Origin of the sequence: Kosakonia sp. CCTCC M2018092, assembly GCF_003864115.1 — a bacterium.
Classification (GTDB): Bacteria; Pseudomonadota; Gammaproteobacteria; order Enterobacterales; family Enterobacteriaceae; genus Kosakonia; species Kosakonia cowanii.
The window spans coordinates 1,798,851-1,821,412 of sequence record NZ_CP034225.1 but is presented as its reverse complement, the minus strand read 5'-3'; the positions used below and the strand labels follow the sequence as shown (position 1 = coordinate 1,821,412).

At 52.5% G+C, this 22,562-nt stretch carries 26 protein-coding genes and 2 tRNA genes; 12 read left to right on the top strand and 16 right to left on the bottom strand.

What is annotated here, in order from left to right; all coding sequences use genetic code 11:
• Positions 1-205: 205 nt before the first annotated feature.
• Positions 206-1,036 carry a mannosyl-3-phosphoglycerate phosphatase-related protein gene (locus tag EH164_RS08585; RefSeq protein WP_124971360.1) on the top strand — a complete coding sequence of 277 codons (831 nt, stop codon included), beginning with the start codon at positions 206-208 and terminating at the stop codon, positions 1,034-1,036.
• Here EH164_RS08585 and dgcQ read toward each other — a convergent pair.
• The 3 genes from dgcQ to EH164_RS08570 all read right to left on the bottom strand — a co-directional run bounded on the left by dgcQ (position 1,000) and on the right by EH164_RS08570 (position 3,960).
• Positions 1,000-2,709: a cellulose biosynthesis regulator diguanylate cyclase DgcQ gene (gene dgcQ, locus EH164_RS08580; RefSeq protein WP_124967937.1), complete on the bottom strand. Its 1,710-nt coding sequence runs from the start codon at positions 2,707-2,709 to the stop codon at positions 1,000-1,002. The two genes, EH164_RS08585 and dgcQ, sit on opposite strands and share 37 nt — an antisense overlap.
• Positions 2,710-2,795: 86 nt before the next feature.
• Entirely contained in the window at positions 2,796-2,978 is a 183-nt protein-coding gene (locus EH164_RS08575; RefSeq protein WP_023479215.1) for a YodC family protein, read from the bottom strand.
• Between the two features lie 73 nt (positions 2,979-3,051).
• Positions 3,052-3,960, bottom strand: a complete 909-nt coding sequence (locus tag EH164_RS08570; protein ID WP_023479229.1) for a DUF808 domain-containing protein — start codon at positions 3,958-3,960, stop codon at positions 3,052-3,054.
• Between the two features lie 212 nt (positions 3,961-4,172).
• On the opposite strand from EH164_RS08570, the gene yedA reads away from it, so the two are divergent.
• Positions 4,173-5,084, top strand: a complete 912-nt coding sequence (gene yedA, locus EH164_RS08565; protein ID WP_124967936.1) for a drug/metabolite exporter YedA — start codon at positions 4,173-4,175, stop codon at positions 5,082-5,084.
• On the opposite strand, the gene EH164_RS08560 is transcribed toward yedA, so the two are convergent.
• The 3 genes from EH164_RS08560 to drpB are packed head-to-tail and all read right to left on the bottom strand — an operon-like array spanning position 5,059 to position 6,561.
• On the bottom strand, positions 5,059-5,553 hold the full coding sequence (locus tag EH164_RS08560; RefSeq protein WP_124967935.1) for a very short patch repair endonuclease: 495 nt from the start codon (positions 5,551-5,553) through the stop codon (positions 5,059-5,061). The two genes, yedA and EH164_RS08560, sit on opposite strands and share 26 nt — an antisense overlap.
• A 12-nt stretch (positions 5,554-5,565) precedes the next feature.
• Positions 5,566-6,264, bottom strand: coding sequence for a phosphohydrolase (locus EH164_RS08555; protein ID WP_124967934.1), 699 nt, complete (start codon positions 6,262-6,264; stop codon positions 5,566-5,568).
• 33 nt (positions 6,265-6,297) lie between these two features.
• Positions 6,298-6,561: a cell division protein DrpB gene (gene drpB, locus EH164_RS08550; RefSeq protein ID WP_124967933.1), complete on the bottom strand. Its 264-nt coding sequence runs from the start codon at positions 6,559-6,561 to the stop codon at positions 6,298-6,300.
• A gap of 345 nt (positions 6,562-6,906) precedes the next feature.
• Between drpB and EH164_RS08545 the strand changes: the two genes are divergently transcribed.
• The 3 genes from EH164_RS08545 (at position 6,907) to EH164_RS08535 (ending at position 8,746) form a co-directional block, all read left to right on the top strand.
• Positions 6,907-7,293, top strand: coding sequence for a VOC family protein (locus tag EH164_RS08545; protein ID WP_124971358.1), 387 nt, complete (start codon positions 6,907-6,909; stop codon positions 7,291-7,293).
• A 640-nt stretch (positions 7,294-7,933) separates the two neighbouring features.
• Positions 7,934-8,329, top strand: a complete 396-nt coding sequence (locus tag EH164_RS08540) for a hypothetical protein (protein ID WP_124967932.1) — start codon at positions 7,934-7,936, stop codon at positions 8,327-8,329.
• Positions 8,330-8,416: 87 nt separating this feature from the next.
• The gene (locus EH164_RS08535; protein WP_124967931.1) at positions 8,417-8,746 is read left to right on the top strand and encodes a VENN motif pre-toxin domain-containing protein; all 330 of its coding nucleotides are present in this window, start codon (positions 8,417-8,419) and stop codon (positions 8,744-8,746) included.
• A 64-nt stretch (positions 8,747-8,810) separates the two neighbouring features.
• Here the strand turns inward: EH164_RS08535 and EH164_RS08530 are convergent, their stop codons facing one another.
• Positions 8,811-10,217: an MFS transporter gene (locus tag EH164_RS08530; protein WP_124971355.1), complete on the bottom strand. Its 1,407-nt coding sequence runs from the start codon at positions 10,215-10,217 to the stop codon at positions 8,811-8,813.
• A gap of 124 nt (positions 10,218-10,341) precedes the next feature.
• On the opposite strand from EH164_RS08530, the gene EH164_RS08525 reads away from it, so the two are divergent.
• Positions 10,342-11,244 (top strand): LysR family transcriptional regulator, encoded by a 903-nt coding sequence (locus tag EH164_RS08525; protein WP_124967930.1) that lies wholly within the window; start codon positions 10,342-10,344, stop codon positions 11,242-11,244.
• A 427-nt stretch (positions 11,245-11,671) separates the two neighbouring features.
• Here EH164_RS08525 and EH164_RS08520 read toward each other — a convergent pair whose 3' ends face one another.
• The 3 genes from EH164_RS08520 to EH164_RS08510 all read right to left on the bottom strand — a co-directional run bounded on the left by EH164_RS08520 (position 11,672) and on the right by EH164_RS08510 (position 13,571).
• Positions 11,672-11,926, bottom strand: a complete 255-nt coding sequence (locus EH164_RS08520) for a MafI family immunity protein (RefSeq protein ID WP_124967929.1) — start codon at positions 11,924-11,926, stop codon at positions 11,672-11,674.
• A gap of 137 nt (positions 11,927-12,063) precedes the next feature.
• A complete protein-coding gene (locus tag EH164_RS08515) occupies positions 12,064-13,329 on the bottom strand; it encodes an MFS transporter (protein WP_124967928.1) in 1,266 nt (421 codons plus the stop codon).
• Positions 13,326-13,571 (bottom strand): hypothetical protein, encoded by a 246-nt coding sequence (locus tag EH164_RS08510; RefSeq protein ID WP_124967927.1) that lies wholly within the window; start codon positions 13,569-13,571, stop codon positions 13,326-13,328. Before EH164_RS08510 ends, EH164_RS08515 begins: the two co-directional genes overlap by 4 nt.
• A gap of 203 nt (positions 13,572-13,774) precedes the next feature.
• Between EH164_RS08510 and EH164_RS08505 the strand changes: the two genes are divergently transcribed.
• Positions 13,775-14,845, top strand: a complete 1,071-nt coding sequence (locus tag EH164_RS08505; RefSeq protein ID WP_124967926.1) for a LacI family DNA-binding transcriptional regulator — start codon at positions 13,775-13,777, stop codon at positions 14,843-14,845.
• A gap of 123 nt (positions 14,846-14,968) precedes the next feature.
• Here the strand turns inward: EH164_RS08505 and EH164_RS08500 are convergent, their stop codons facing one another.
• Positions 14,969-15,409, bottom strand: coding sequence for a hypothetical protein (locus EH164_RS08500; protein ID WP_124967925.1), 441 nt, complete (start codon positions 15,407-15,409; stop codon positions 14,969-14,971).
• A gap of 319 nt (positions 15,410-15,728) precedes the next feature.
• Between EH164_RS08500 and EH164_RS08495 the strand changes: the two genes are divergently transcribed.
• Positions 15,729-16,130 carry a GNAT family N-acetyltransferase gene (locus EH164_RS08495; RefSeq protein ID WP_241175015.1) on the top strand — a complete coding sequence of 134 codons (402 nt, stop codon included), beginning with the start codon at positions 15,729-15,731 and terminating at the stop codon, positions 16,128-16,130.
• Positions 16,131-16,391: 261 nt separating this feature from the next.
• Here EH164_RS08495 and EH164_RS08490 read toward each other — a convergent pair whose 3' ends face one another.
• Complete coding sequence (locus EH164_RS08490; RefSeq protein WP_124967924.1) at positions 16,392-16,751, bottom strand: helix-turn-helix domain-containing protein; 360 nt, start codon at positions 16,749-16,751, stop codon at positions 16,392-16,394.
• A gap of 97 nt (positions 16,752-16,848) precedes the next feature.
• On the opposite strand from EH164_RS08490, the gene EH164_RS08485 reads away from it, so the two are divergent.
• A complete protein-coding gene (locus tag EH164_RS08485; protein WP_124967923.1) occupies positions 16,849-17,598 on the top strand; it encodes an SDR family NAD(P)-dependent oxidoreductase in 750 nt (249 codons plus the stop codon).
• 190 nt (positions 17,599-17,788) lie between these two features.
• Here the strand turns inward: EH164_RS08485 and EH164_RS08480 are convergent.
• A tRNA-Ser gene (locus EH164_RS08480) sits at positions 17,789-17,878 on the bottom strand.
• A 93-nt stretch (positions 17,879-17,971) separates the two neighbouring features.
• Here EH164_RS08480 and mtfA point away from each other — a divergent pair.
• The 3 genes from mtfA to EH164_RS08465 all read left to right on the top strand — a co-directional run bounded on the left by mtfA (position 17,972) and on the right by EH164_RS08465 (position 21,089).
• Positions 17,972-18,769: a DgsA anti-repressor MtfA gene (gene mtfA / locus EH164_RS08475; protein ID WP_124967922.1), complete on the top strand. Its 798-nt coding sequence runs from the start codon at positions 17,972-17,974 to the stop codon at positions 18,767-18,769.
• A 99-nt stretch (positions 18,770-18,868) separates the two neighbouring features.
• Positions 18,869-18,944, top strand: a tRNA-Asn gene (locus EH164_RS08470).
• A gap of 171 nt (positions 18,945-19,115) precedes the next feature.
• Complete coding sequence (locus tag EH164_RS08465) at positions 19,116-21,089, top strand: PhoX family phosphatase (protein WP_124967921.1); 1,974 nt, start codon at positions 19,116-19,118, stop codon at positions 21,087-21,089.
• Positions 21,090-21,163: 74 nt separating this feature from the next.
• On the opposite strand, the gene EH164_RS08460 is transcribed toward EH164_RS08465, so the two are convergent.
• The 3 genes from EH164_RS08460 to EH164_RS08450 form a co-directional block, all read right to left on the bottom strand.
• Positions 21,164-21,409, bottom strand: a complete 246-nt coding sequence (locus EH164_RS08460) for a DUF2543 family protein (protein WP_124967920.1) — start codon at positions 21,407-21,409, stop codon at positions 21,164-21,166.
• Positions 21,410-21,437: 28 nt separating this feature from the next.
• Positions 21,438-21,914, bottom strand: coding sequence for a cold-shock protein (locus EH164_RS08455; protein WP_023479132.1), 477 nt, complete (start codon positions 21,912-21,914; stop codon positions 21,438-21,440).
• A gap of 108 nt (positions 21,915-22,022) precedes the next feature.
• Complete coding sequence (locus EH164_RS08450) at positions 22,023-22,562, bottom strand: DUF2058 domain-containing protein (protein WP_042712065.1); 540 nt, start codon at positions 22,560-22,562, stop codon at positions 22,023-22,025.

The window sequence follows — 22,562 nt, the reverse complement described above, 5'->3', positions numbered from 1 at the left end:
GAAATACCCCGGCCGGTTAACGACCGGGGAAACTTGCTTACGCAAGAAGCACTTACAAAATTCGCACATCAGGGGAATCTGATGTAGAGCCCACTCTATCGGCTATTATTTGCTCTGACAAGATATATCGATAAAACAGGCATTTAGCCCCAGAGCCCTCCCCTTTATTACTATGCAGTGCCCTATTGATTCCAAGGAGCCAATGATGCCGAGCCTGGACGATCCGTTACTGATTTTTACCGACGTGGATGGCACCCTGATGGATAGCCATACCGGTGAGTGGCAGGCCGCTGCTGGCTGGCTGAGCCGTTTGCGTGAGCATGGCATTCCGGTCATTTTATGCAGCAGTAAAACCGCCGCTGAGATGGCCGCCCTGCAAAAGATATTGAGCCTGGAAGGTTTGCCGTTTATTGCGGAAAACGGGGCGGTCGTGCAGCTCGATGACTCCTGGCAGGATGATGAGCACTATCCGCGTCTGATGAGCGGTGCGCCCCATGAGGAGATTGCCCGCGTGCTGGAGGAGTTGCGTAACACCCACGGATGGAAATTTACCCCCTTTTCTGAGCTTGATGAGAGCGTTCTGTCGGAAGTGACCGGCCTTCCGCCTGCGCAGGCGGCGCTGGCAAAGTTACAGGAAGCCTCTGAAACCTTAATCTGGCGCGACAGCGATGAAGAGATGGCGGCCTTTGACGATGCCTTATCTCAGCTCGGTCTGCGTTTCGTGCAGGGAGCGCGTTTCTGGCATGTGCTGGATGAGCGCGGCGGCAAAGATCAGGCGGTGAACTGGCTGACGCGGCAATATCACCATTACGCCGGGAAAAGTTTTACCACCGTCGGGCTGGGCGATGGCCCGAACGATGCGCCGCTGCTCGACAGCGTCGATTATGCGATTGTCGTCCGCGGCCTGAACCGTGAAGGGGTGACAGTGCGCCGTGATACGCCTGAGCGCGTCTATCACACCGAGCTTGAGGGTGCTGCGGGCTGGCGCGAGGGGCTTAATCAGCTATTCGGCATCTCATCTTCGGCGCAAACCTGATTACGCCCCTGATGTTTCGCCCGGTAGAGACGCCGGTCGGCAACGGATTGCAGGTGTTCAAAATCGTAATTACCCTCTTCCAGCGCATCGCTAACCCCCAGCGATGCGCTGATGCGAATGGTCGTATGCTTATGAATCAGGATCTCTTTGCTGGCGATACGCTGGCGAATGCGTTCGGCTATCGCGGCGGCCCCGGCCCGCGTGCAGCCCGGCAGAAGAATACAGAACTCCTCGCCGCCAACGCGCCCGGCAACCTGCTGCTCATCAAGGCTACTGCTGATTAATCCGGCGGTATGCGACAGCACCAAATCCCCCGCCTGATGACCAAAGCGGTCATTAACCTCTTTGAAGTGATCGAGATCGAGCTGGATCACCGCGAAGGGCAGATTTTGCGTGCGCGCCAGCTGTGAGAGGGTTTTTGCCCGTTCAAACAGCACGCCGCGGTTGCAGAGCCTTGTTAGCGGATCGTACCAGGCCTGCCACTGCAATGTATTCTGCATGGCGTACATATTCTTCACCATCCGGCGAATCACGCCCCAGGCCACCAGCAGCATGGTCATAAACAGCAGCCATAAAATGGCCATCGCAATGCTGATACGCCCAAAATCGCCGGTGATCCCTTCGCGCAAGGTGTGGATCCGCACCAGCACGCCGTCGAAATGCTTCAGCTTTTGCCAGCTAATGTAGCGCGCGCCGAGGCGCAGGCCGCCAAGGGTATCTCTCTTCATCTCCGCACTGAGCCGCGCGCGCTCTTCAGCGTTAAAGGCGCGTCGCGCGTTATCGACAGGCGAAGTGCTGGTAATCAGCTTCAGGTGGCTGTCATAGAGCAGATATTCTCCCTTCTCTGTCTCCTCGCCGGCCGGGCTGGCATGCATCAGCAGAGCGTGGATGGCATCAACAGAGAAACTGACCCCCAGCGCCCCCAGCCAGTCGCCATGATAATCGAGCGGTACGCTGGCCGTGACATCGCCATGATGCTCGCTGCCCGGTGTCAGGTCGCTGAACCAGCGTACGCCACGCCCGCGGTTCTCCTGCCTCTGTTGGCCGGTAAACCACGGGCGCATCAGCAGGCGGTAATAGGTCGGCACAATCGTCTCTTCGCTGGCCTGGGTATCGGTAGTAATAAAGAATCCGGCGCGGGAGATATACCAGGCGCGACGCGGCAGCATCTGCGCATGGGTTGAGAGACGAAACAGGTAGCCGAGCTCCATCGCCGCGGTCAGTTCATTGTGCAGGTTGGGATTGTCACGGGTCAGTAGCGCCGTTTGTTCAACAAAATAGTCCGAGACACCATACACCGGCAGCGTGCGCTGGTTATCGCGACCCACTTGCCACTGCGGCAAGGCGCGCTTACTGTCAAACTCACCGTGGCGTTTTCGCAGGATATTAAGGTCGAGCGGCGTTTGCAGCGCCGCCTCCATGGTGTGACGGAAGAAGAGCAGTCGTTCGACGCCAACCTGCATCTGCATATCGAGCGCATTACTGACATTCTCCAGCGCGCTACGCTGGCTCGTGGCGTAGGCGTTCTCCAGCACCAGCACTTCGCGCCAGGTCAACACGGTCGAGCAGACCATGACGATCACAAAACAGAGGTTAACCACCCAGGTGGGATCGAAATAGCGTCCGGCGTCGTGACTTTGTCCGGGAACATTATTAAAGGTGGAGTGGCGCACAGAGGCTCCCTGAAAAGTCTGGTTAACTGCTTTGTCGCGCGCCGGTTGCCAAGAAAAACGCCCAGCAGAGCCGGGCGTTTCCTTGGTTATGCTTCTTCGTGAATGCGCTGCCCTTCGCCGGGCATTAACTCATCTTCACGAAAGGCTTCCCGTTTGACCCCATAGCCGTCATACCACCGACACTCCACCATACCGCTGGCGTAGCCGGTGACAATCATGCGCGGACCACCCTTTTTAGCCTGAACCTCATCACTGATCATAAAGACCATACCTGCCTCCTGATTCAGAGTGAAACGTTTTCACCATAGACGAAGTTTTTAAGTTTTGCGTAATAGGTGCTGCTTATTTTGCGCCACGCAGGCGGCCGATCCCTTTCACCACCGCGATAACCACCGCGCCGATAGCAAAGCCGATCACCAGATTCGCCGCCATCGGCACAATCGCCTGCACCAGTGCATTTTGCGTGCTGGCGAAGTGCTCAATCGCGTGGTGCAACGCCGGGATACCGTGAACCACAATGCCGCCGCCGACAAGGAACATCGCCAGCGTGCCCACCACCGACAGGATCTTCATCAGCCACGGTGCGACAAACAGCAGACCTTTGCCCAGCCCCTGCGCCAGCACGCCCCTCTTCTCCACCAGCCAGTAGCCCATATCATCCAGCTTGACGATAATCCCCACCAGGCCATAAACACCGATGGTGACCAGCAGCGCAATACCGGAGAGGATCAGCACCTGGTTGAGCAGCGGCGCATCTGCCACGATACCTAATGTGATGGCGACGATCTCCGCCGAGAGAATAAAGTCAGTGCGCACGGCACCTTTGATTTTATCTTTCTCGAACTGCTGCGGGTTTTGTGCCGCCAGCGCTTCCAGCCGTTTTTGCCGTGCTTCCGGGCTCTCTTTATGTTTTCTCGCTTCGAAGGTATGCAGCACTTTCTCTACCCCTTCGAAACATAAATAGGCTCCGCCCAGCATCAGTAATGGCGTGATAGCCCACGGTATAAAGGCGCTGATCAGCAGCGCCAGCGGCACCAGAATCACTTTATTGAGCAGAGAACCGCGCGCTACGCCCCAGACAACCGGTAACTCACGGTTGGCGCGCACGCCGGTAACCTGTTGTGCGTTAAGGGAGAGATCGTCCCCCAGCACGCCCGCGGTCTTCTTCGCCGCCAGTTTTCCCATTACCGAAATGTCGTCCAGCAAGGTGGCGATATCATCGAGAAGGGTTAATAGACTACTTCCTGCCAAAATGTCTTCCTTTTTAATTAAGCTGCGCAAAGTGCCCAGCGAGTGTTGAACGCGTAACAGTATGCGGTAAAAGATAGCAGGCGAGAATAACCTTGGTGAATGAGCGAACATAATGTCAACAAATATTTAACACCAGAGGTGTGATTAACCCCTCGCCTTAGAAATACTTTTATCGTTAACTATAAGCCTCTTATCCTTTCCCGTGGTGGGTTATGCGTTTCAGGCAGGTTTTACCGCTGATTGGCGCGCTTTTTGCGCTCTACATTATCTGGGGTTCCACATATTTTGTTATCCGCATCGGCGTTGAGAGCTGGCCGCCGTTTATGCTGGCCGGTACACGCTTTTTCTGCGCCGGTACGCTGCTAACGGTGGTGCTGCTGCTGACAGGCCACAAGCTGCCGTCGATGCGCCCAATGCTTAACGCGGCGTTAATTGGCGTGCTGCTGCTGGCGGTCGGCAATGGTTTTGTTACGGTTGCCGAGCACCAGAATGTTCCGTCCGGCATCGCGGCGGTGGTAGTGGCGACGGTTCCGCTCTTCACCCTCTGCTTTAGCCGCTTTTTTGGTATTGCCACACGCAAACTGGAGTGGCTGGGCATCGCCATTGGCCTGGTCGGCATCGTGCTGCTAAACAGCGGCGGCAACTTGAGCGGCAATCCGTGGGGTGCCGGGCTGATTTTGATTGGCTCACTCAGCTGGGCGTTTGGCTCCGTCTACGGATCGCGCATTGAACTGCCGGTCGGCATGATGGCAGGCGCGATTGAGATGCTGGCCGCCGGGATCGTACTGCTTGCGGCTTCCGCGCTCAGCGGCGAGCGCCTGACCGCCGTGCCGCCCATTGAGGGCTTCTTCGCCGTCGGCTACCTGGCGCTGTTCGGCTCAATTATCGCCATCAATGCTTATATGTATCTGATCCGCAACGTCACGCCTGCCGTTGCCACCAGTTATGCCTACGTCAACCCGGTGGTCGCGGTGCTGCTCGGCACGACCTTTGCGGGTGAGCACCTCTCCTCAATCGAGTGGCTGGCGCTGGGGGTAATTATCTTCGCGGTAGTGCTGGTCACGCTAGGCAAGTATCTTCTGCCTGCGCCCCCGGTAGTTAAGCGCTGTGAGGTGGAGAAGTAAGCTCAAGGCTATGAATCCCCTGAGTGTCGATCTGCGCGGTCTGTTGCCCCTCGCAGATCCACTCCTCGAGGCGAACGCTGAGCGCGTCGTCGCTCAGTTTCAGTTTGCCACGCAGCGCGCACTCCCAGACCACCATCACCCGCCAGCCCTGCTCCAGCAGCAGAGCGCAGTCGCGGGCGTCGCGTGCCACGTTTTTACCAATCTTCTCTAGCCAGAAATCGGTGCGCGTGGCGGGGACTTTAAACAGATAGCAGTTGTGATGGTGCCAGAAACAGCCGTGGGTGAAGATAACGCAGCGGTAAGCATCAACGATAAAATCGGGGCGTCCGGGTAATGTGGCGTCCTGCACGCGAAACTCCAGCCCCAGCGCCTCCAGGCAGCCCGCCAGCCGTTTTTCAATGGCGGTATCGCGCGTGGCGATGGCGCGCATATTCTTGCTGCGCGTCGCTTTGTCATGCACATCTGCCATCGTTCCCTCTCCTCAGGTTCGGCGCGCGCTGTAGCGGCGCAGCACCTCGTCATCAAGACGCTGAAAGTCGCCCTGCAACTCGGCGCTCAGTTTTGCCATAAAGTGTACCAGGAAATCGGCGTTATGCCCGGCCAACGCGCGGCCTTTGGCGGTCTGCATGGTGGCAGGCAGTTTTAGCAACTTGCAGCGAAAGTGATCGAGGGCAAAACGTTTATCGTCCAGTTCGCGGCGGGCAGCAAAAGGATCGTCGCCGTCAAACAGCGCGCCCCCCATGCTGCCGGAGACGGCGAATACCCGCGCCAGACCAATCGCGCCAAGCGACTCCAGACGGTCAGCATCCTGAACGATTTTTGCTTCAAGGGTTTGCGGGGTAATAGCGGCGCTGAAGCTGTGCGCTTCAATGGCGTGGCGCACCGCAGGGATGGCAGATTCAGGAAAATCAGGAAAGTCGGTAGCAAGAATGTCGGCGGCTTTTTCTGCCGCCCGCTGCGACGAGGTGTGACGCAGCGGATGATTTTTAGCAAAGCTAACAATGTCATGGAAGTAGCAGGCGGTGAGCACCACCAGCGCGTCAGCCTCTTCGCCTTCCATCAAGGTTTGCGCTGTTTGCCATACGCGGCGAAAGTGCGCGAGATCGTGAGCGGCATCGGCGTGGGTAAAGTGCTGCGTCATCCAGCTGTCAAAGCGCTGCTGCCAGTCGAAAAGAGACATGCATCATCCTGTGAAAACGGTGAAGCCCTGACGTCACGCTTGCATATCACGTGGACGTGTATACCAGGCAATGGCGCCCAGTATCGCACCTACCGCACTTAATGCAACGATGCCAGACACCGTGTTTAACCCGCTTTCGACAGATCGCGCCGCGCCGCTGGCGAAGCCTGATGCAATATCAACAGAGCCGACAAGCCAGAGATTACTCGCCAGAGACCAGCAAAAATAGAGGCAGAAAATCCAGAAGACCCATAGCGCGAGCTTTCCACCTGCGCTACGAACTGCGAAATCGTCCATAATCTCGTTTTCCTTTTTTCGTCGTGGATTGTTAATAAGAAACGTTCTCACTATTCAGAGTTCTCCGACATCATATCGTCAGAAAATATGAATTAAAGATATATCAACAATATTGATACTTTTAAGGCATAACGGCGGAAAAATACGCATCGCTTGCAGGGTTACTGATTTATTAAGCTATTGATAAATAGATGTATTTGAAAATCTTTTATGAATATATGGTATTAGCAAAGCCGAAAAAGGAATAAGCATGCACGGGCAGGATTCAGAAGGTCTGCCGGATGTTGGGTCTGTTAATAGAGGATAAGAAAGTTGATTGATAAGAATGAACCCTTCTGGAACCGAATGGTTCCAGAACTGACTGTAACGGACTTTACAGCATCCCTGCACTTCTATGCAGACGTGCTTGGCTTTAACATCATGATAAAGCGCAAAGATCCTGATTTTGCTTATATCTCTCTTGGTGAAGCACAACTGATGCTTGAGCAGTATCATCCGGATGGCTGGAATACGGGCGAACTCACCAGGCCATTCGGACGAGGCATTAATTTTCAGATAGAAGTGGACGACGTTGAACAGATTCTCGCCCGGGTGCATGCGCATGGCGTAACGCTTTATCGGGATCTCCAAGATAGCCATTACAGTACCGGAGAAACGTCAGCCTGCCAGAGAGAGTTCCTCGTACAGGATCCGGATGGTTACCTTTTACGCTTTAGCCAGTACATTGAATGAAATATCAACGTCGGTTTCTGATACAAAGCTGACAACTTAACAGAACTGAAGGTCCGCTTTGAGCGAGAAGCGGAAGTAGTCACTTTTATGGTCTGCTCCCACAAAAGTGACTACAGAAACAGTTGCAATTCAATCCTATGGCAAATGGCGTTCATGCCGGAGATACGAATGATCTGTCACAGAAAGCTTCAGGCTCGCAAAGTAAGATAGTTATGGAGGATCCGTATGGGTTTCAGCCATTTAATAGCGAAGTGTTGCGTGTGTTAGCGGATGATGGCAGCCCAATAACTAAAGATAAGCTTAGAGAGTACACATTTAAAAGGAAGTGAAAAATGGAGAGATACTTATTAGATATAACCGATAGTTATGAGCGATTTATCTGTATGAGTAGTGATGTCGGATTACGGCATTATATTACCTTTCCCGAAATATCTTCATGGGGGGATGATAAATTTGTTGTAACTCTTGAGAATATCGAAATAAATATGTATGAAGATATTTGGCTTTCTCCAATAATAGATCAGAATCCAAATAGCATAATAGCTTCATTGTTAAAAGAAGTCGATATTAGTCAACCGGAGTGCATATTCACTGTAGTATTAAAACGTGCAAGGGTGGTTATGGATAAAAAAGTGTCTTTATGTTATTGCAAAATGGAGGAGAAAAACATTTTCACTCTGATAATCGTGGTTTTGATGTCGGTGATAAATATATTTTACTTGCTGGAAGAAGTGCAGATTATCATGATACCATGGTATGGTTAAGAATTATTGCCACAGGGAAATTATTTCTGGAGTTCTATGAGTTTGATATAATGGCTCAGTCCACCGAACTTAACAACAACATCTCCATCGAGTCTGCGAAAGCATTGAATAAAGCACAAGAGTTATTTATCGAACTCAAAAAAAGAGATTTTAATGTTTTGCGTTTAAATGGAGTGCAAAGTCCTTTTCATGATCATGCCTACCTCTCTCGCTTTTTTAATTATAGCGAAAATAATAATATAGCGATTAAATCTTATTATGTAGATGGGTAAGTGAAAAGAGAACTATATAATTAAAAAAGAGTATTTAAGCGTCTGCAAAACTGTTTTCCTGAATCCAAGTGCAAAGCACCGGAACCGATGCAGCAACCGATGAATGGGTTGAATAATTTCTCTCGACGCCTGGGTATAAAAGATACCAATCATTTGAATGAGGATCAGAAGCAAACCAGTTCAGCACTGGCGACGCTGGCATCGGGGCTTGCGGGAGACAGCGGTGCAAATGCTGTTACAGCGGCACAGGCAGGGAAAACCACGGTTAAGAATAACTATTTAAGCCCGGATGAAGCACAGGCTTTCGATAAGGAAATGACAGCCTGTCATCAATCCGGAGGGGGATTTGGCAGCATCCAGAATAAATATACCGCAATTAGCGTTGATAACCGACTTGACCTACTCCCCATAAGCTAACATATCTCAATGTTATCAATGTCCGCTCCTGGCACGAAGCGGACCGAAATCAGCTTTATGTCCTTTACAAGAATCTACTTCCTCCTGCCGCCAGGCCTGTTTTACGTAACCGGCTCACGCTTAACACCACTGATGCCGCAGAAGCAACGACAGCAATCCACAGAGCATAATGGACAGCCTGTAGCTCATTTATTGCCAGCAGTACCCCCATGACAGCAGCGCCGAGACATTGACCGAATGTCCGGACGATAGACAATACGCCTGATGCGTAGCTGGCATAGTCGCGGGATACGTTAGAGAGCATCTCCCGGTTGTTAGGGCTCTGGAAACAACCAAATCCGATGCCGCACCACAGGCTGCGTAAACAGATATCCCATGCCGAAGGGCTGGCGGGTAGCGTGGCCAGCAAAATCAAACCCACAACAAAAAGCGCTAACCCAACGGTAGAAATCAGCGGCGCTGAAAATGTGTCGGCCCAGCGGCCCGCATGAGGCGCTATCAACACAATGCCGATCGGCCATGGCGTAAAGAGTAACGCCGAAATTACGGGGCTGTAGCCATACACGCTCTGAAACAGAAATGGCAGCGCAATAAAGGTAATTCCCTGGCTGACAAAACAGGCCAGCGAAGTTAAAGCAGCGAGAGTAAAGCGTCCATTTTTGAATATGACGGGGGGTAATAAAGGATGCTTTACCCCGCGGATGTGCCAGATAAATGTGATGGCGCTGATCATCGCGAGCAGACTCCAGCTGATAGCCGCGACGCTGATGTGATGGTCTGAGGAGAAGCTGTTTGCCGCCATCACCATTGAGCCTAAAAGTAGTGCAGAAAGCACAGCGCCAGGCGTATCGAACGGCGTGCTATCGGACGCCGGTTTTGTTGGCAGCGACCTGAAAACCAGCAACAGGGAAACAGTGCCAGGCAGCACGTTTATGGCGAATAACCATTTCCAGCTCATTATGTCGAGCACCGTGCCGCCAATTACAGGCGCTATGGCCGAGCTTGAAGCAATAAGCAAGGCATGTAGCCCAAGAATACGGCCAAGCAATCGCCCGGGGAAAACAGAACGCAGTATCGCCGGGGCAATACTCAGGGTCGCTGCGCCGCCAATCCCCTGCATAATGCGCATTCCGATTAGCATCTCCGGCGTACTGGCCAGCGCACAACCCAGTGAAGCGAGGGTAAAGAGGGTAAGGCCTGAAAGAAACACGGGTCGGTAACCGACGCGTACTGCCAGCGCAGCGAAGATAGCCAACGTCATGGCGGCGGAGAGCAGGTAACCGTTGGCGAACCAGACCGAGATATTCGCCGGTACCTGCATCGCTTTTGCCATAGATGGCAGGGCGATGTTAATCATTGTGCCGTCAAACACGCCCATCAGCGTCGTGGTCATCACGGCGGCCATCACACGTGCACGCTCTTGTCCCGGCAGGCCTTCATCGCCCGGCTGATTTGAAAATAACGTTGTCATCTTTAATGCCTGTGAAGAAAAGGATGCGAAAACTATAATCAGCAGCGACACAGGGCGGAAGATGCAGCATTTGCACTCTATAATTGCATGCGACGCCATATCTGAACTCTTACCAGGAACCACTATGTCCGATCCTGATTTTAACTTGCTGGTCGCGCTCGACGTTTTGCTGGCAGAAGCCAGCGTTGCGGGGGCGGCTCGACGCTTAAACCTGAGTACCTCAGCGATGAGCCGCACGCTCAGCAGGCTACGTGAGGTGACGGGGGATCCCATTCTGGTGCGAGCAGGTCGTAACATGGTGCTCACCCCCTGGGCTGAAGCAACCCGGGATCGTGCCAGAAGCGCGGTCTATGAAGCCAGGGCGGTACTTCAGCCCTCATCCGGGACGCTCAAGGTGGAAAACCTCGAACGGCTGTTCACCATCAGGGCCAATGATGGCTTTGTGGTGGCATTTGGCCCTCTGCTTATTGCCACCGTGGCCGAAGCGGCTCCAGGTATTTGCATACGCTTTGCGCCGAAACCTGAAAAAACGTCTCGTTATCTTCGTGAGGGTTTGGTTGACCTGGAGATTGGTGTTCAGAGCAATATGGGGCCAGAAATTCGGGTGCAGAGACTCTTTCAGGATCGCTTTATTGGAGCGGTGCGCAAGGAGCATCCGCTGGCGTCACGGCCGGAAATAAGCGTTGAAGATTATATTGCCTGGGGACATGTGGTGGCGTCACCCGACGGGGTGCTACATGGTTTTGTCGATGATGCCCTTGCGGCTTTAGGCGCCACACGCAAAGTGGTGAGCGTAGTTCCAGGTTTTCCGACTGCGTTATCTGTCGCGCTGGCCTCCGACCTTATCGCCATGGTTCCCGCGCTGTACTTGCGCAATCAACGAATGACAGACAATTTACATCTCTTTGAATTGCCATTTAAAACGCGGAACATTGTGGTGTCGCAGATGTGGCATCCAAGAATGGAAAAGGATCCCGGGCACCGCTGGCTTCGGGAGAAAATTTTAGAGGTGTGTCGGGAACGTTAACGTATTTCGTCCCATATCAACTAAGTAAATTGCACTGTTATCACGGAAGTTGTAAGCCACACGGGACTCTCTCCGGCGAGACTATGCGGCTGGGGTTTGCCAGAAGTAAAATCGAAAATATTAATCCCCTCCTTTCTGTCATTACAAAGGTAAGTAGATTCCCGGATGTTGCCATCATGCGTAAAGCATTTCGCCGCACTATGAGTCTCTTTGCCAGAGATATGAAAAGAGATGTGACAAATGAATGGCCGCTATCCAGATAGTTAATGAATCCTGGCAGTAGACGCTCCGGCTAAAATGGATACGGTTGAATGACATGTTCTCCTGCTATTAACACAAAGTTACGCCAGCAATGACCACCTCTGGCACAGAGCGAAAATTGCTAATCATTCTTTGAGAATCAACGGGCATAGGTCAAATCGACTCATTATACAATCAAGCCAGCTAAGTGCTTGTAGGGTCCATCCAGTACATCTAACCCCATATGTTTAGCTAATGCTATGGCTTCATCATATTCAGTTTGGCTAAGCTGTACATCATACTCACAAATATGGTCGCATAAGATTTCAAAGGCTAATGGTTCTTCGTTAAAGTTTATATAGTCCAAAGCACCTTCAAGCAAAAAAGGCTCTAATCTGCCTTCAAATGCCTTTCCAAACTCCCTTATTCGATTAGCAAACATTTTTAAAACTCCTCAACTGACCTGCTCTACATAAATTAACATATATCAATGTCTGCTTCTCGCACCAAACTGTCATTCGGCCATTACATCAAAGGCTATAACCTATAAAGCCCGCTTTGCTGAGCGGGCTTTTATTATTAGGCTGCGCTTTTATATTCGGTGGCCTGCAGCAGCGTTTTACTCCCTTTCAGCGTAAAGAGGGAGGCGATGGTAAAGCTCAGCGTAATGCTGCCCAGAATGAGATAAGCCTGGTGGAAGCCGACGGTGTCATACATCCTTCCGACCCATACGGAGAGTACAACACCTGAAAGCTGCTTCGATAAGTTAAAACCAATCAGGAACAGCGTTGCTGATAGTTTCGGGTTAAAGGCAGATGATATGTATTTGAAGGTGCCCACCAGCAAGAACGGGAGTTCAAACATATGCAGCATTTTTAAGATCACCACTTCGATAGCTGAAGAGGCAAAAGAAGAACCCAGAATACGCGCTGACATAATAATGCCGGCAGTGATCAGAGCGTTTTTCGCGCCAATCCGGTTCACGATGGCAGGAGCAAAGAACATAATCAACGCGTTAAGTAATTCCCCTCCGGTGGTGACGAAGCCGAATACTTCTGTTCCGCGCTGCGGACTGGAGAAAAAGCCTTTAAAGAAGTTGGCAAACTGTTGATCAAATACGTCATATACGCTGGCGACGCCAACTACGTAGACAATAAATCCCCAGAAGCGTGGCATGCGTAATAGTTCCGCGGCGGTGCGCATCGAGAAGGCCTTACGGTTGGCTCCCAGCGCGTCGATTACCAGCTCACTGTTGCTCCCTTCCGGGCGTGACATCCACAGCAGCACTCCCAGCACCAGCGCAAAACCTGAGGCAATCCAGAAGGTGATATTGGGATCGATGCCAAACAAAATACCGGTGATGGACGCACACAGTGCCCAGCCAATACAGCCGGAAACGCGCACTTTTCCGTATTCAAAACGGTTCGCACGGCTGACGCGTTCAATATAGGCCTCTACCGCCCCGGAACCGCTGGAGAAGACCACCCCCAGATAAATGCCGCCCGCTAGCGCACCGGCGAAAATATTCAGCTGCAATAACGGCGACAGCACAAAAATAAAGAACGGCGCAAACATGATCAGCAAGATCGTAATGGTCCACAGCAGGTGTTTGCGTAACCCCAGTTTGTCCGATATCAGGCCAAATACCGGCTGAAATATAATCGCGAACAGTGAGATCGAGGAGAAAACGATCCCCGTTTCTGTTTTGGTTAAATGATTTACTTCCGCCAGCCAGACCGGGAAAAAGGGAAAGTAGGCCGACATAATGAAGTAGTAGAAGAAAAAGAACAGCATAAAGTAGATGAAGTTATGCCGTTCTCTTGGCGCGAGTTCAGAGAGTTTCATTGTCTATATTCCATCCTGTGATACGCGTCATTATTAAAGCCGCTTTTATGTTGGTTTCGCGCTTTCGCCCCGGCCAGAGAGTTATCGCCATCGAAGATAATCTGCGCCTGGCCACCAGCCCGCCAGTTTTTCTCCACGCTGAACGTCAGCGAGTAGCAGCCTGTCGGGTTTTGCCACTCCTCTCGCTCCAGCACGTCATAAAACAGGTGGCCCGGAGACGTCCGGGGATCGTGATAAAGCATAGGTATATTCGCCTGAGAAATGAGAATGTCGTTCGCCAGACAAGATGGGTGAGTTATCAGATATTTTGTTTAAAGCCACAACAATGGCGAAAGTGAAACTCATACGCGATCACGAAATACCACGGAAATGATGTTATTTTGTCGTCTTTAAGACATAAAATGTTAGCGGACGACATTGTTACGGATGTTTAAAGGAGTGACTTATGCAGCGCCGTACGGCAACGTTAGAAGATGTGGCTCGCAAGGCCGGAGTGTCGCAGCAGACGGTTTCGCGTGTACTGAATAAACCCGAGGTTGTGTCTGAACGCACCCGCGACAAGGTTATCAGCGCGATGCAGGCGTTGCTCTATGTTCCGAACCGTTCGGCGCAATTGTTGGCGGGAAAGTCTGCGCCGTCGATTGGTTTGATTACTGCGTCGTTGACCCTGCATGCGCCCTCACAAATCGCCGCGGCAATAAAAAGTCACGCCAGCGCACGCGAGCTGGAGGTCGCTATTGCGATGCCGGCGATCGTGGATTACGCCTCACTTCAGGCACGGCTAAATGAGTTTCGCGCACAGAATATCCGTGGAGCAATTATTAATCTGCCGCTGGAAGGCAGTGTTGCCGAAAAGCTGGTGAGTGAGAATCCGGATATTTGCTGTCTGTTTTTGGATATTTCGCCGGAGACCGATGTCTGCTGCGTGCGCTTTGACCATCTTGATGGTTGTAGCGCTTGCATCCGGCATCTCTGGGAGCTGGGGCACCGGGATTTCGGTCTGCTTGCCGGACCTGAAAGTTCTGTTTCAGCACGCATGCGCTTGAGCAGCTGGCGTGAGACGTTGCATCGACTTGAGGTAAGTAATGCGGTGACGGTTTTTGGCGACTGGAGTGCGGCCAGCGGCTGGCACAACGCTTTCAAACTGTTACATCAGTACCCGAAGATCAGTGCGATCGTTGTGGCGAACGATCAGATGGCACTCGGCGTGTTGAGCGCCCTGGCGCAGCTCAATCGCAGCGGGAGCCAGGCAGTCTCCGTCACGGGTTATGACGATACGGCAGATAGCCTTTACTTCCAGCCGCCGCTGACGACCGTGGCACAGGATTTCAACAAACTCGGTAAGCGGGCCGTGGAGCTGCTTATCCAATTCATGGCCGACCCGCAAATCAGGATCCGTGAACTGCTGCCTACACGACTGGTTATTCGTCAGTCAACCTGGCCTGTAGCCGGTCACTCCGGGGAAGACAACGCGCAGCTAATTACACAATTAAAAACACTGGTGAAGAAGCTGTAAGATCTACAGATTCTGTCCGTTGAGCGACCCATCTTATTAATCAATGTCTACTCCTGCACAGAGCGGGCGTAGGACAGCTATGAGCGAACAGTGGACGTTGCAGAACCATGATATAGATGTCGGCTAAATTTCTGACAGAACCGAAAAGACTGCATTAAAAACCTGGTCATCATTGATGGCTGTGGCTGCTTCATAAATCGCTTCGATTGCTGACTCAGTTGAATCATCTCTCCCGGCGAAAGCGAGGGCTGATACCGCGCGTGCCTGGCTAAACAAATGCAAAGCTTGAGGACTTAATTCCCTCTCTTCGTTCTGACTCTCATGCAGGTTAAAATATTCTTCATCTAACTGTGCGGCCAGCCTTTCCAGTTTAGAAACTTGCTCGAACGATAGCTTATATCCTGATAATAGTTGCCTGAGTGATTCGTCCACTACAGGCAGGTCTACCGGGCAGTTTTGAACAGCGAGTTCGCATGCCACTCTGACTGCACTTCTTCGTTTTTCTTCACTTGCAACCTTCATTTTTTCTGCCAGGTGTTTCTCGAATATCTCTAAACGCACCATCCTCTACCTCTGATATCGGTTTTCACATATATTGCCCAGATCTGTGACCAGGTCACCATAAATTAATATATTGCGATGCAAGCAATGTCCGCCCCTGGCCAGGATAGATTGTTCTGTACTCAAATCTGTCTGCCAGGAGTGGGCGCAGCTAAAGCCGCTGTACATTCAAATTCTTACACCCGGCCACCAAAAAAATCAGGGTATAACAGATCAATTCATCTATGCATCCTGCCTGTCAGGTGCCTCAGAACACCAGGATGACACAGTAACCCTGAGGCCTGCTAAATACGCCGATTTTGAATGGTGTCGAAAGGCGCTCATGGATACCTATCAGCATTCGTTGTTAGCTATCCCAACCTTAAGAGGCAATCTGTGCTCTGTCGATGACGAAGAACTCAGTCATCATATTTCAGAGGGCGATGCGCATATTGTTTATGAAGAGGGAGTACGCGTCGGACTGATAATTTGCGAAAAAGGAGCCGTTGCTTTTTTGAGTGGCTACCGGATTTCTGAAGAGGTAATCCTTCCTGCCTTTCGCGGACGCTCTCTGGCCTCCCGGGCTCAGCGCCTGCTTTGTAACCATCTTCAACGCTCCAGCCGGGAACCCTGCCTAATGACAGGGACTATCATTCCGGAAAATTTGCCGTCGATAAAGACTGCTAAAAAAGCGGGGCGGACATTCATTCTCAGATTTGAGTTTTTACCTGTGATATTTAGTTAATCTGCTGAACCTGAACGTTAAATCTGTTGTCGCGTGTTGATATGAAATATGTCTGTATGACTCTTTTCTTGCTGTACAAGGCAGGCAAGATAAGTAGATGGCGATTTTATTCGATTAGAGAAGCAACGTGGTAACTGACCTTCTACGGCTCTTATCAAGCTCCGCTTCTTGCACAGAGCGGACATTGACTTCTTTTAACAGCGTTTAAGGCCTTGAGCACAGTCAAACAACTACGACTGATTTCACCTGCCACAACGGCTATCACTCTGTCGACGTCAACGCGCCCTGCCGGGCAAGCGTAATCTTCTCAATCTCGTTCATATGTGCACTTCCCCATGCACACAATGGCGCAAGGCTATCGGCAAGGCTGACGCCGAATTCGGTAAGCGAGTATTCGACTTTCGGCGGAATGGTCTGGTAGTCGATGCGCTGAACCACGCCATCGGCCTGCAACTCCTTCAACTGCTGAATAAGCATTTTGTCACTGACGCCAGCAACCGCGCGTTTCAGCTCACCATAGCGACGGGTGTCATGCGCTAAATGAAACAGGATCAAAGGCTTCCACTTACCGCCAATTACAGCCAGCGCTGCGTCCAGACCACATGTAAAAGAGGATGTCATCGGGTTTCCTTAGGTACTTACCAAAAGGTGCATACTATACCAAAAGTAATTTCCCGTCTAAAGTGCAGCTGTCGGCAAATCACTTAAGGAGACGCTTATGTCCAGACTCACAGGCAAGACAGCATTGATTACAGGTGGAAGCACGGGTATCGGCCTTGCAAGCGCCATACGCTTCGCCGCAGAAGGCGCACGCGTCTATATCGCGGGACGTCGCCAGGCCGAGATTGACAAGGCAATAGCCAAAATCGGTCATGGCGCGACGGGAATCCGTTGTGATGTCTCCAGGCTGGAGGATCTCGACCATCTCTACGCGCAGATCAAGAGCGAAGCAGGCCAACTCGATATCCTGTTCGCTAATGCTGGCTTAGGAACGTTCGCCCCGCTTGGCGAGATCAGCGAAGCGGATTTCGACCACATGTTCGGCGTCAATGTTAAGGGGACGCTGTTCACGGTTCAGAAGGCGCTTCCGCTCATGGGCGCTGGCGGTTCGATCATCCTGACCGGGTCAACCACAGGCTCAATGGGAACGCCCGCTTTCAGCATCTACAGCGCAACGAAGGCGGCAATCAGAAACTTCGCCAGAAGCTGGGCCCTCGACATGAAGGGAACCGGTATTCGCATCAATGTGCTCTCACCCGGCGGTACGGAAACTCCGGGGTTGCACGACCTGTTCGGGGCCAGTGGACAGTCGGAAGAGTTGCTCGCCAGCCTGGCCGCACAAACGCCCCTTGGCCGTATTGGTCGCCCGGAAGAGACGGCCGCCGTGGCCTTGTTCCTGGCAAGTGATGAGAGCAGCTTTATGACGGGCAGCGAAGTTTTCGTGGATGGTGGCATGGCTCAGGTATGAGTAATCCTGGCGCTCCGGTAAGCGCCGGGGTGCCTGGAAGGCTGAATCGCAAGTGCTGGTTTACGACAGAAAGGTAAAGTGAGCGCGACTTTGAACCGAAAAAAGAGAGCTTTCAGGCTCGCTTTTTCTTAAAGGATTTTCTCATTGGGATCTGGATCGTTGAAAGCTGTGCGGGTAAGTGCTTGAATAATGGCGGAGAGAGGGGGATTTGAACCCCCGGTAGAGTTGCCCCTACTCCGGTTTTCGAGACCGGTCCGTTCAGCCGCTCCGGCATCTCTCCGTTCAGATGGTTGCCATGATGCCAGGAAATTTGGCATTTTAACAGACCCAGTCCCGTTGATTTGGTTCAAGTGGCGAGTTTGCGAGCAAAACGATGATTAAGTGGCCCTGGAAAATCCGGGAAGCTGCCGATGAAGCAGATCTTCCCTGGCAAGATGCGTTAAAAGTCCCCGTGTTAGCGAATTTATCGCCAGACGAGCAAAGCAAACTGATCCAGCTGGCCAGCCGTTTTTTGCAGCAAAAGCGCCTGGTGGCGCTGCAGGGATTCGATCTGGACGCGCTGAAAAGCGCGCGCATCAGCCTGCTGTTTTGCCTGCCGGTGCTGGAACTGGGCCTCGAATGGCTCGATGGCTTTCATGAAGTGCTGATCTACCCTGCCCCTTTTATCGTCGATGATGAGTGGGAGGATGATTTTGGCCTCGTGCATAACCAGCGTATGGTTCACTCCGGGCAGAGCTGGCAGCAGGGCCCCATCGTGCTTAACTGGCTCGATATTCAGGACTCCTTTGACGCCTCCGGTTACAACCTGATTATTCATGAAGTGGCGCACAAGCTTGATATGCGCAACGGCGATCGCGCGAGCGGCATTCCACTCATTCCGCTGCGTGATGTAGCGGGCTGGGAGCACGATCTGCGCGCCGCCATGGAGAACATTCAGGATGAGATCGATCTGGTCGGCGAAAGCGCTGCCAGCATTGATGCCTATGCCGCCACCGATCCCGCCGAGTGTTTCGCGGTGCTGTCAGAGTATTTCTTCAGCGCGCCAGAGCTGTTTGCCCCGCGTTTCCCTGCCCTGTGGCAGCGCTTCTGCCACTTCTATCAGCAGGATCCTTTGAGCCGCCTGCGCGGTCAGCCAGGCAGCTACGGCGATGAGGCGAATCCGGTACATTAAACTGCCGCCTGGATGTTAATTAGCCAATTGAATCAGCATGTTAAATTTAGTGTTGACACTAAAGTACGCGGTCAGTAGTATTCGCCCCGTTCACACGATTCCTCTGTAGTTCAGTCGGTAGAACGGCGGACTGTTAATCCGTATGTCACTGGTTCGAGTCCAGTCAGAGGAGCCAAATTTAAGAAGCCCGCTTTTTAGCGGGCTTTTTGCTTTTTATTCTTTACCCTCCCCCAAACAAACACGTCTTATTAAACCGCTTTGCCCCTTTCGTTATAAATTTGTAACAAATGTTTTTTAGACTGCTCTCCATTGCGACGCAAGCCTATGGAAATCACAGGAAAACGATATGAGCAGACCCCTTAAATCGGTGTTCAAGCAAGAGCACAGCGATGAGATCAGTAACCCAAGCCAAAACGCCGCGTTTTCTGACGTCGTCAGCGCGTTTATGTCACGCCGCCGCTTTCTGCAAATGGGGATGGTCGCTGGCGCTGCGGTCTCATTCCCCTCTTTACTGATGCCCGAAAATGCCTTCGCGGCGATGAGCAAACCGTCCGCCTTAGCGAAAGCAGTATCGCTCGGCTTCACCAGCATTCCCGTCTCGACCGCCGATAATGTCACGGTGCCGGAAGGCTACATCGCCCGCCCCTTCTATCGCTGGGGCGATGCCGTCGGCTTAAAGGACAATCTGCCGGAATTTAAATTCGACGCGAGCAACACCACCGATGAGCAGGCGGCGCAGGCCGGTATGCACCATGACGGTATGGCGTGGTTTAGCCTGCCGCAGGGCGAAGAGAACCCGGCGCACGGTCTGCTGGCGCTCAATCATGAGTACATTGATAACGGCATGCTGTTTAAAGACGGGACCGCCAACTGGGATCTCGATAAGGCGCGTAAAGGCCAAAACGCGATGGGCGTGTCGGTTATCGAGGTGAAAAAAGCGGATGCGGGCTGGCAAGTCGTTCGCCCTTCAAGCTTTGCGCGCCGTATTACCGTCAATACGCCGATGCAGCTGAGCGGCCCGGCGCGCCACCAGCCGCTGATGAAAACCGCTGCCGATCCGCAGGGTGAACAGGTGCTGGGCACCATGCAAAACTGCGCCAATGGTCGTACGCCCTGGGGCACCTACCTCACCTGCGAAGAGAACTGGTCAGATATTTTTGTCAAAAAAGCGCCGCTCAACGCGCTGGAGAAGCGCTACGGCATCAGCGACAGCGATGAGTCCTACCGCTGGAATGAAGTGGATGAGCGCTTTAGCGTCGACAAAACCCCCAACGAGCCAAACCGCTTTGGCTGGGTGGTGGAGATTGACCCATACGATCCGACCTCGACACCGCGCAAACATACCGCTTTGGGCCGCTTCAAGCATGAAGGCGCTGCGGTAACGCTGGCGGCGGATAACCGCGTGGTGGTCTATATGGGCGACGATCAGAAGTTTGAATACATCTATAAATTCATCTCTGATAACAAATATGACCCGAGCGATCGCAAGGCGAATATGAATCTTCTGGAGTCGGGCACGCTCTACGTGGCGAAATTTAATGAAGATGGCTCCGGCGACTGGCTGCCGCTGATCTTCGGCGAAAACGGCCTTGATCAAAGCAACGGCTTCGACAACCAGGGCGATCTGCTGATCAAAACCCGCCTTGCTGCCGATAAGGTCGGCGCAACCAAAATGGATCGACCTGAGTGGATCGCCGTCGATACCCACGCGAAAGGCAGCGTCTACTGCACGCTCACCAATAACTCCGATCGCGGCAAAGAGGGCAAAGCGCCGGTGGATGCGGCCAACCCGCGCGCCAATAACCAGTTCGGCCACATCATGCACTGGAGCGAAGAGAACGCCGATCCGGCGTCAGCCAAATTTAAGTGGGATATCCTGGTGCTCGCCGGGCGCACGGACAGTGACGATCCGAAAGTAAAAGGCTCGATGAAAGGCGCGGAGTTCGGCAGCCCGGACGGGCTCTCCTTCGATCATCGCGGCGTGCTCTGGATCCAGACCGATGTCTCCTCCAGCACCATCAATAAAAAAGCCTATGAAGGGATGGGCAATAACCAGATGGTGGCAACCATTCCGGGGAGCAATGATTATCGCCGCTTCCTGACCGGGCCGCGCGGGTGTGAGATTACCGGTATCGCCTTTACGCCGGACAACCGCACGCTGTTTATCAATATCCAGCACCCCGGTGAAGGCGGTGATGACATCACCGATCCCAATAATCCGCACGCTATCTCCAACTGGCCGGATTTCAAAGCCGACGGCCGACCGCGCTCCTCCACGGTGGTGATCACCAAATCCGACGGTGGCATTATCGGCACCTGATACCGTTAAAGAAAAAGCCCGCATTGTGCGGGCTTTTTGCGTTTCTGAGCAGCGAAATCGCGGTTTACGCCGCGTTATTCGTTGCCCCACTCATTGAGGAAGTTGGCGATCTCATCAATGCGGCTCTCTTTGAGGCCGGCTTCGCGGGCCATCTCTTGCTGCGCCTCTTCGCTGATCTCTTCATTGTTGGACAAGCGGGTCAGCAGCAGCTGGAAGTAGTGCGCCACCGCGTCACGCTCGGACTCGCTCACCGGCGTCGCGGACTCCGTCGAATATTCATCGGCGATGTCATAAAACTTCAGCGGAATATCTTGGTTCATAAGGGATCCTTAAAAGCAGCAGATAACGTCAAACTTTAAGCAGTTTCACCGTCGCGTCGATATCGATCTCATCTTCCGTAAAGATAAGCGTTGAGCCCTGGAAGGTGGTGATCGCCAGCTTTTTCAGCGTGCGCATCTCCCCTGGCTTGATATCAGATTTTGGCCGGATGCTGCTCATCAGCACGCCGACCGAGAGCACCGGGCTCTCTTTATCGATACGGGTATCAGCAGGCACTTCTTCGTTGAAGACAACATAAGATTTGATCGAGGTGAGCTTCAGGCGCTCGCCAGCGATAAAAATATACTTGCTGTCCGGCACCACTTTTACCGCATAGGCCGAGAGGCCTTTATTGTTGGTGGTGGGTTCAAACGTCACCGCCGCATCTTTTTTAATCAGCTCTGGGTTGGCGACCTTGATCACATGGAAATAGCGGTTTTCACCGTTCTCATCTTTGATAAATCCAAAACCTTTCTCTTTAAACCAGGTTGTGATTTTTCCGTTCATCGCCTTACCGCCTGTTGACTCGTTGTTCTGTGCTATTTTTTCCGCGCGCAGTGTAAAGCACATTGCCCGCGCAGACCACGCTTTTGGCCCGATATTCTTCTGCGCGTATTACCACATCAGATCGTCAGGCACTTTGAAGTCGGCATAGGGATCGTCTTCATCCTGCGCTTCCTGGCTCAGTGCGCTGTTGAGCACAATGCTGTCGGCATCGCGCTGGGCGATTTTATCAGCCACGCTTGCGGGAATAATCGCGTACTCCGGCTCGCTGCGGTTTTCCGTCATCAGACGGGCAATCGCCAGACGGCCGCTAATCAGCTGCGCCTGCGTCACCTTATCGACGACGATTTTTTTGATCAGGTTGTTATCGGTGAAGTTGAAGTTGATATCACCTCTGTTGATGGTGATGCGGTTCATCTCAATCAACTGCTTCACCTGCGCTTTATACTCTTTGGCGAGCGTCGCCTGCTTCTGCTGCTCGTTAAGCTGCTTATCGCGCTCAAGCTGTGCCTTTTTGTTCTCTTCTACCGCTTCTCTCGCCTCACGCGCCTGCACGCGGGACTTCTTCGCCGTGCGCTGCACTTTGGCCATCTTTTTGCTGTTGACCAGCCCTGCCTGCAGGAGCTGCTCTTGTAAGGTAAGTTTTGCCAT

Excerpts from the sequence above, each read along its gene's own strand:
- EH164_RS08585 (WP_124971360.1), top strand. The coding sequence starts at position 206 with ATGCCGAGCCTGGACGATCCGTTACTGATTTTTACCGACGTGGATGGC.
- EH164_RS08575 (WP_023479215.1), bottom strand. The coding sequence starts at position 2,978 with ATGGTCTTTATGATCAGTGATGAGGTTCAGGCTAAAAAGGGTGGTCCG.
- yedA (WP_124967936.1), top strand. The coding sequence starts at position 4,173 with ATGCGTTTCAGGCAGGTTTTACCGCTGATTGGCGCGCTTTTTGCGCTC.
- EH164_RS08560 (WP_124967935.1), bottom strand. The coding sequence starts at position 5,553 with ATGGCAGATGTGCATGACAAAGCGACGCGCAGCAAGAATATGCGCGCC.
- EH164_RS08555 (WP_124967934.1), bottom strand. The coding sequence starts at position 6,264 with ATGTCTCTTTTCGACTGGCAGCAGCGCTTTGACAGCTGGATGACGCAG.
- drpB (WP_124967933.1), bottom strand. The coding sequence starts at position 6,561 with ATGGACGATTTCGCAGTTCGTAGCGCAGGTGGAAAGCTCGCGCTATGG.
- EH164_RS08545 (WP_124971358.1), top strand. The coding sequence starts at position 6,907 with ATGGTTCCAGAACTGACTGTAACGGACTTTACAGCATCCCTGCACTTC.
- EH164_RS08540 (WP_124967932.1), top strand. The coding sequence starts at position 7,934 with ATGTTATTGCAAAATGGAGGAGAAAAACATTTTCACTCTGATAATCGT.
- EH164_RS08535 (WP_124967931.1), top strand. The coding sequence starts at position 8,417 with ATGCAGCAACCGATGAATGGGTTGAATAATTTCTCTCGACGCCTGGGT.
- EH164_RS08530 (WP_124971355.1), bottom strand. The coding sequence starts at position 10,217 with ATGACAACGTTATTTTCAAATCAGCCGGGCGATGAAGGCCTGCCGGGA.
- EH164_RS08525 (WP_124967930.1), top strand. The coding sequence starts at position 10,342 with ATGTCCGATCCTGATTTTAACTTGCTGGTCGCGCTCGACGTTTTGCTG.
- EH164_RS08520 (WP_124967929.1), bottom strand. The coding sequence starts at position 11,926 with ATGTTTGCTAATCGAATAAGGGAGTTTGGAAAGGCATTTGAAGGCAGA.
- EH164_RS08515 (WP_124967928.1), bottom strand. The coding sequence starts at position 13,329 with ATGAAACTCTCTGAACTCGCGCCAAGAGAACGGCATAACTTCATCTAC.
- EH164_RS08510 (WP_124967927.1), bottom strand. The coding sequence starts at position 13,571 with ATGCTTTATCACGATCCCCGGACGTCTCCGGGCCACCTGTTTTATGAC.
- EH164_RS08505 (WP_124967926.1), top strand. The coding sequence starts at position 13,775 with ATGCAGCGCCGTACGGCAACGTTAGAAGATGTGGCTCGCAAGGCCGGA.
- EH164_RS08500 (WP_124967925.1), bottom strand. The coding sequence starts at position 15,409 with ATGGTGCGTTTAGAGATATTCGAGAAACACCTGGCAGAAAAAATGAAG.
- EH164_RS08495 (WP_241175015.1), top strand. The coding sequence starts at position 15,729 with ATGGATACCTATCAGCATTCGTTGTTAGCTATCCCAACCTTAAGAGGC.
- EH164_RS08490 (WP_124967924.1), bottom strand. The coding sequence starts at position 16,751 with ATGACATCCTCTTTTACATGTGGTCTGGACGCAGCGCTGGCTGTAATT.
- EH164_RS08485 (WP_124967923.1), top strand. The coding sequence starts at position 16,849 with ATGTCCAGACTCACAGGCAAGACAGCATTGATTACAGGTGGAAGCACG.
- mtfA (WP_124967922.1), top strand. The coding sequence starts at position 17,972 with ATGATTAAGTGGCCCTGGAAAATCCGGGAAGCTGCCGATGAAGCAGAT.
- EH164_RS08465 (WP_124967921.1), top strand. The coding sequence starts at position 19,116 with ATGAGCAGACCCCTTAAATCGGTGTTCAAGCAAGAGCACAGCGATGAG.
- EH164_RS08460 (WP_124967920.1), bottom strand. The coding sequence starts at position 21,409 with ATGAACCAAGATATTCCGCTGAAGTTTTATGACATCGCCGATGAATAT.
- EH164_RS08455 (WP_023479132.1), bottom strand. The coding sequence starts at position 21,914 with ATGAACGGAAAAATCACAACCTGGTTTAAAGAGAAAGGTTTTGGATTT.
- EH164_RS08450 (WP_042712065.1), bottom strand. The coding sequence starts at position 22,562 with ATGGCAAAACTTACCTTACAAGAGCAGCTCCTGCAGGCAGGGCTGGTC.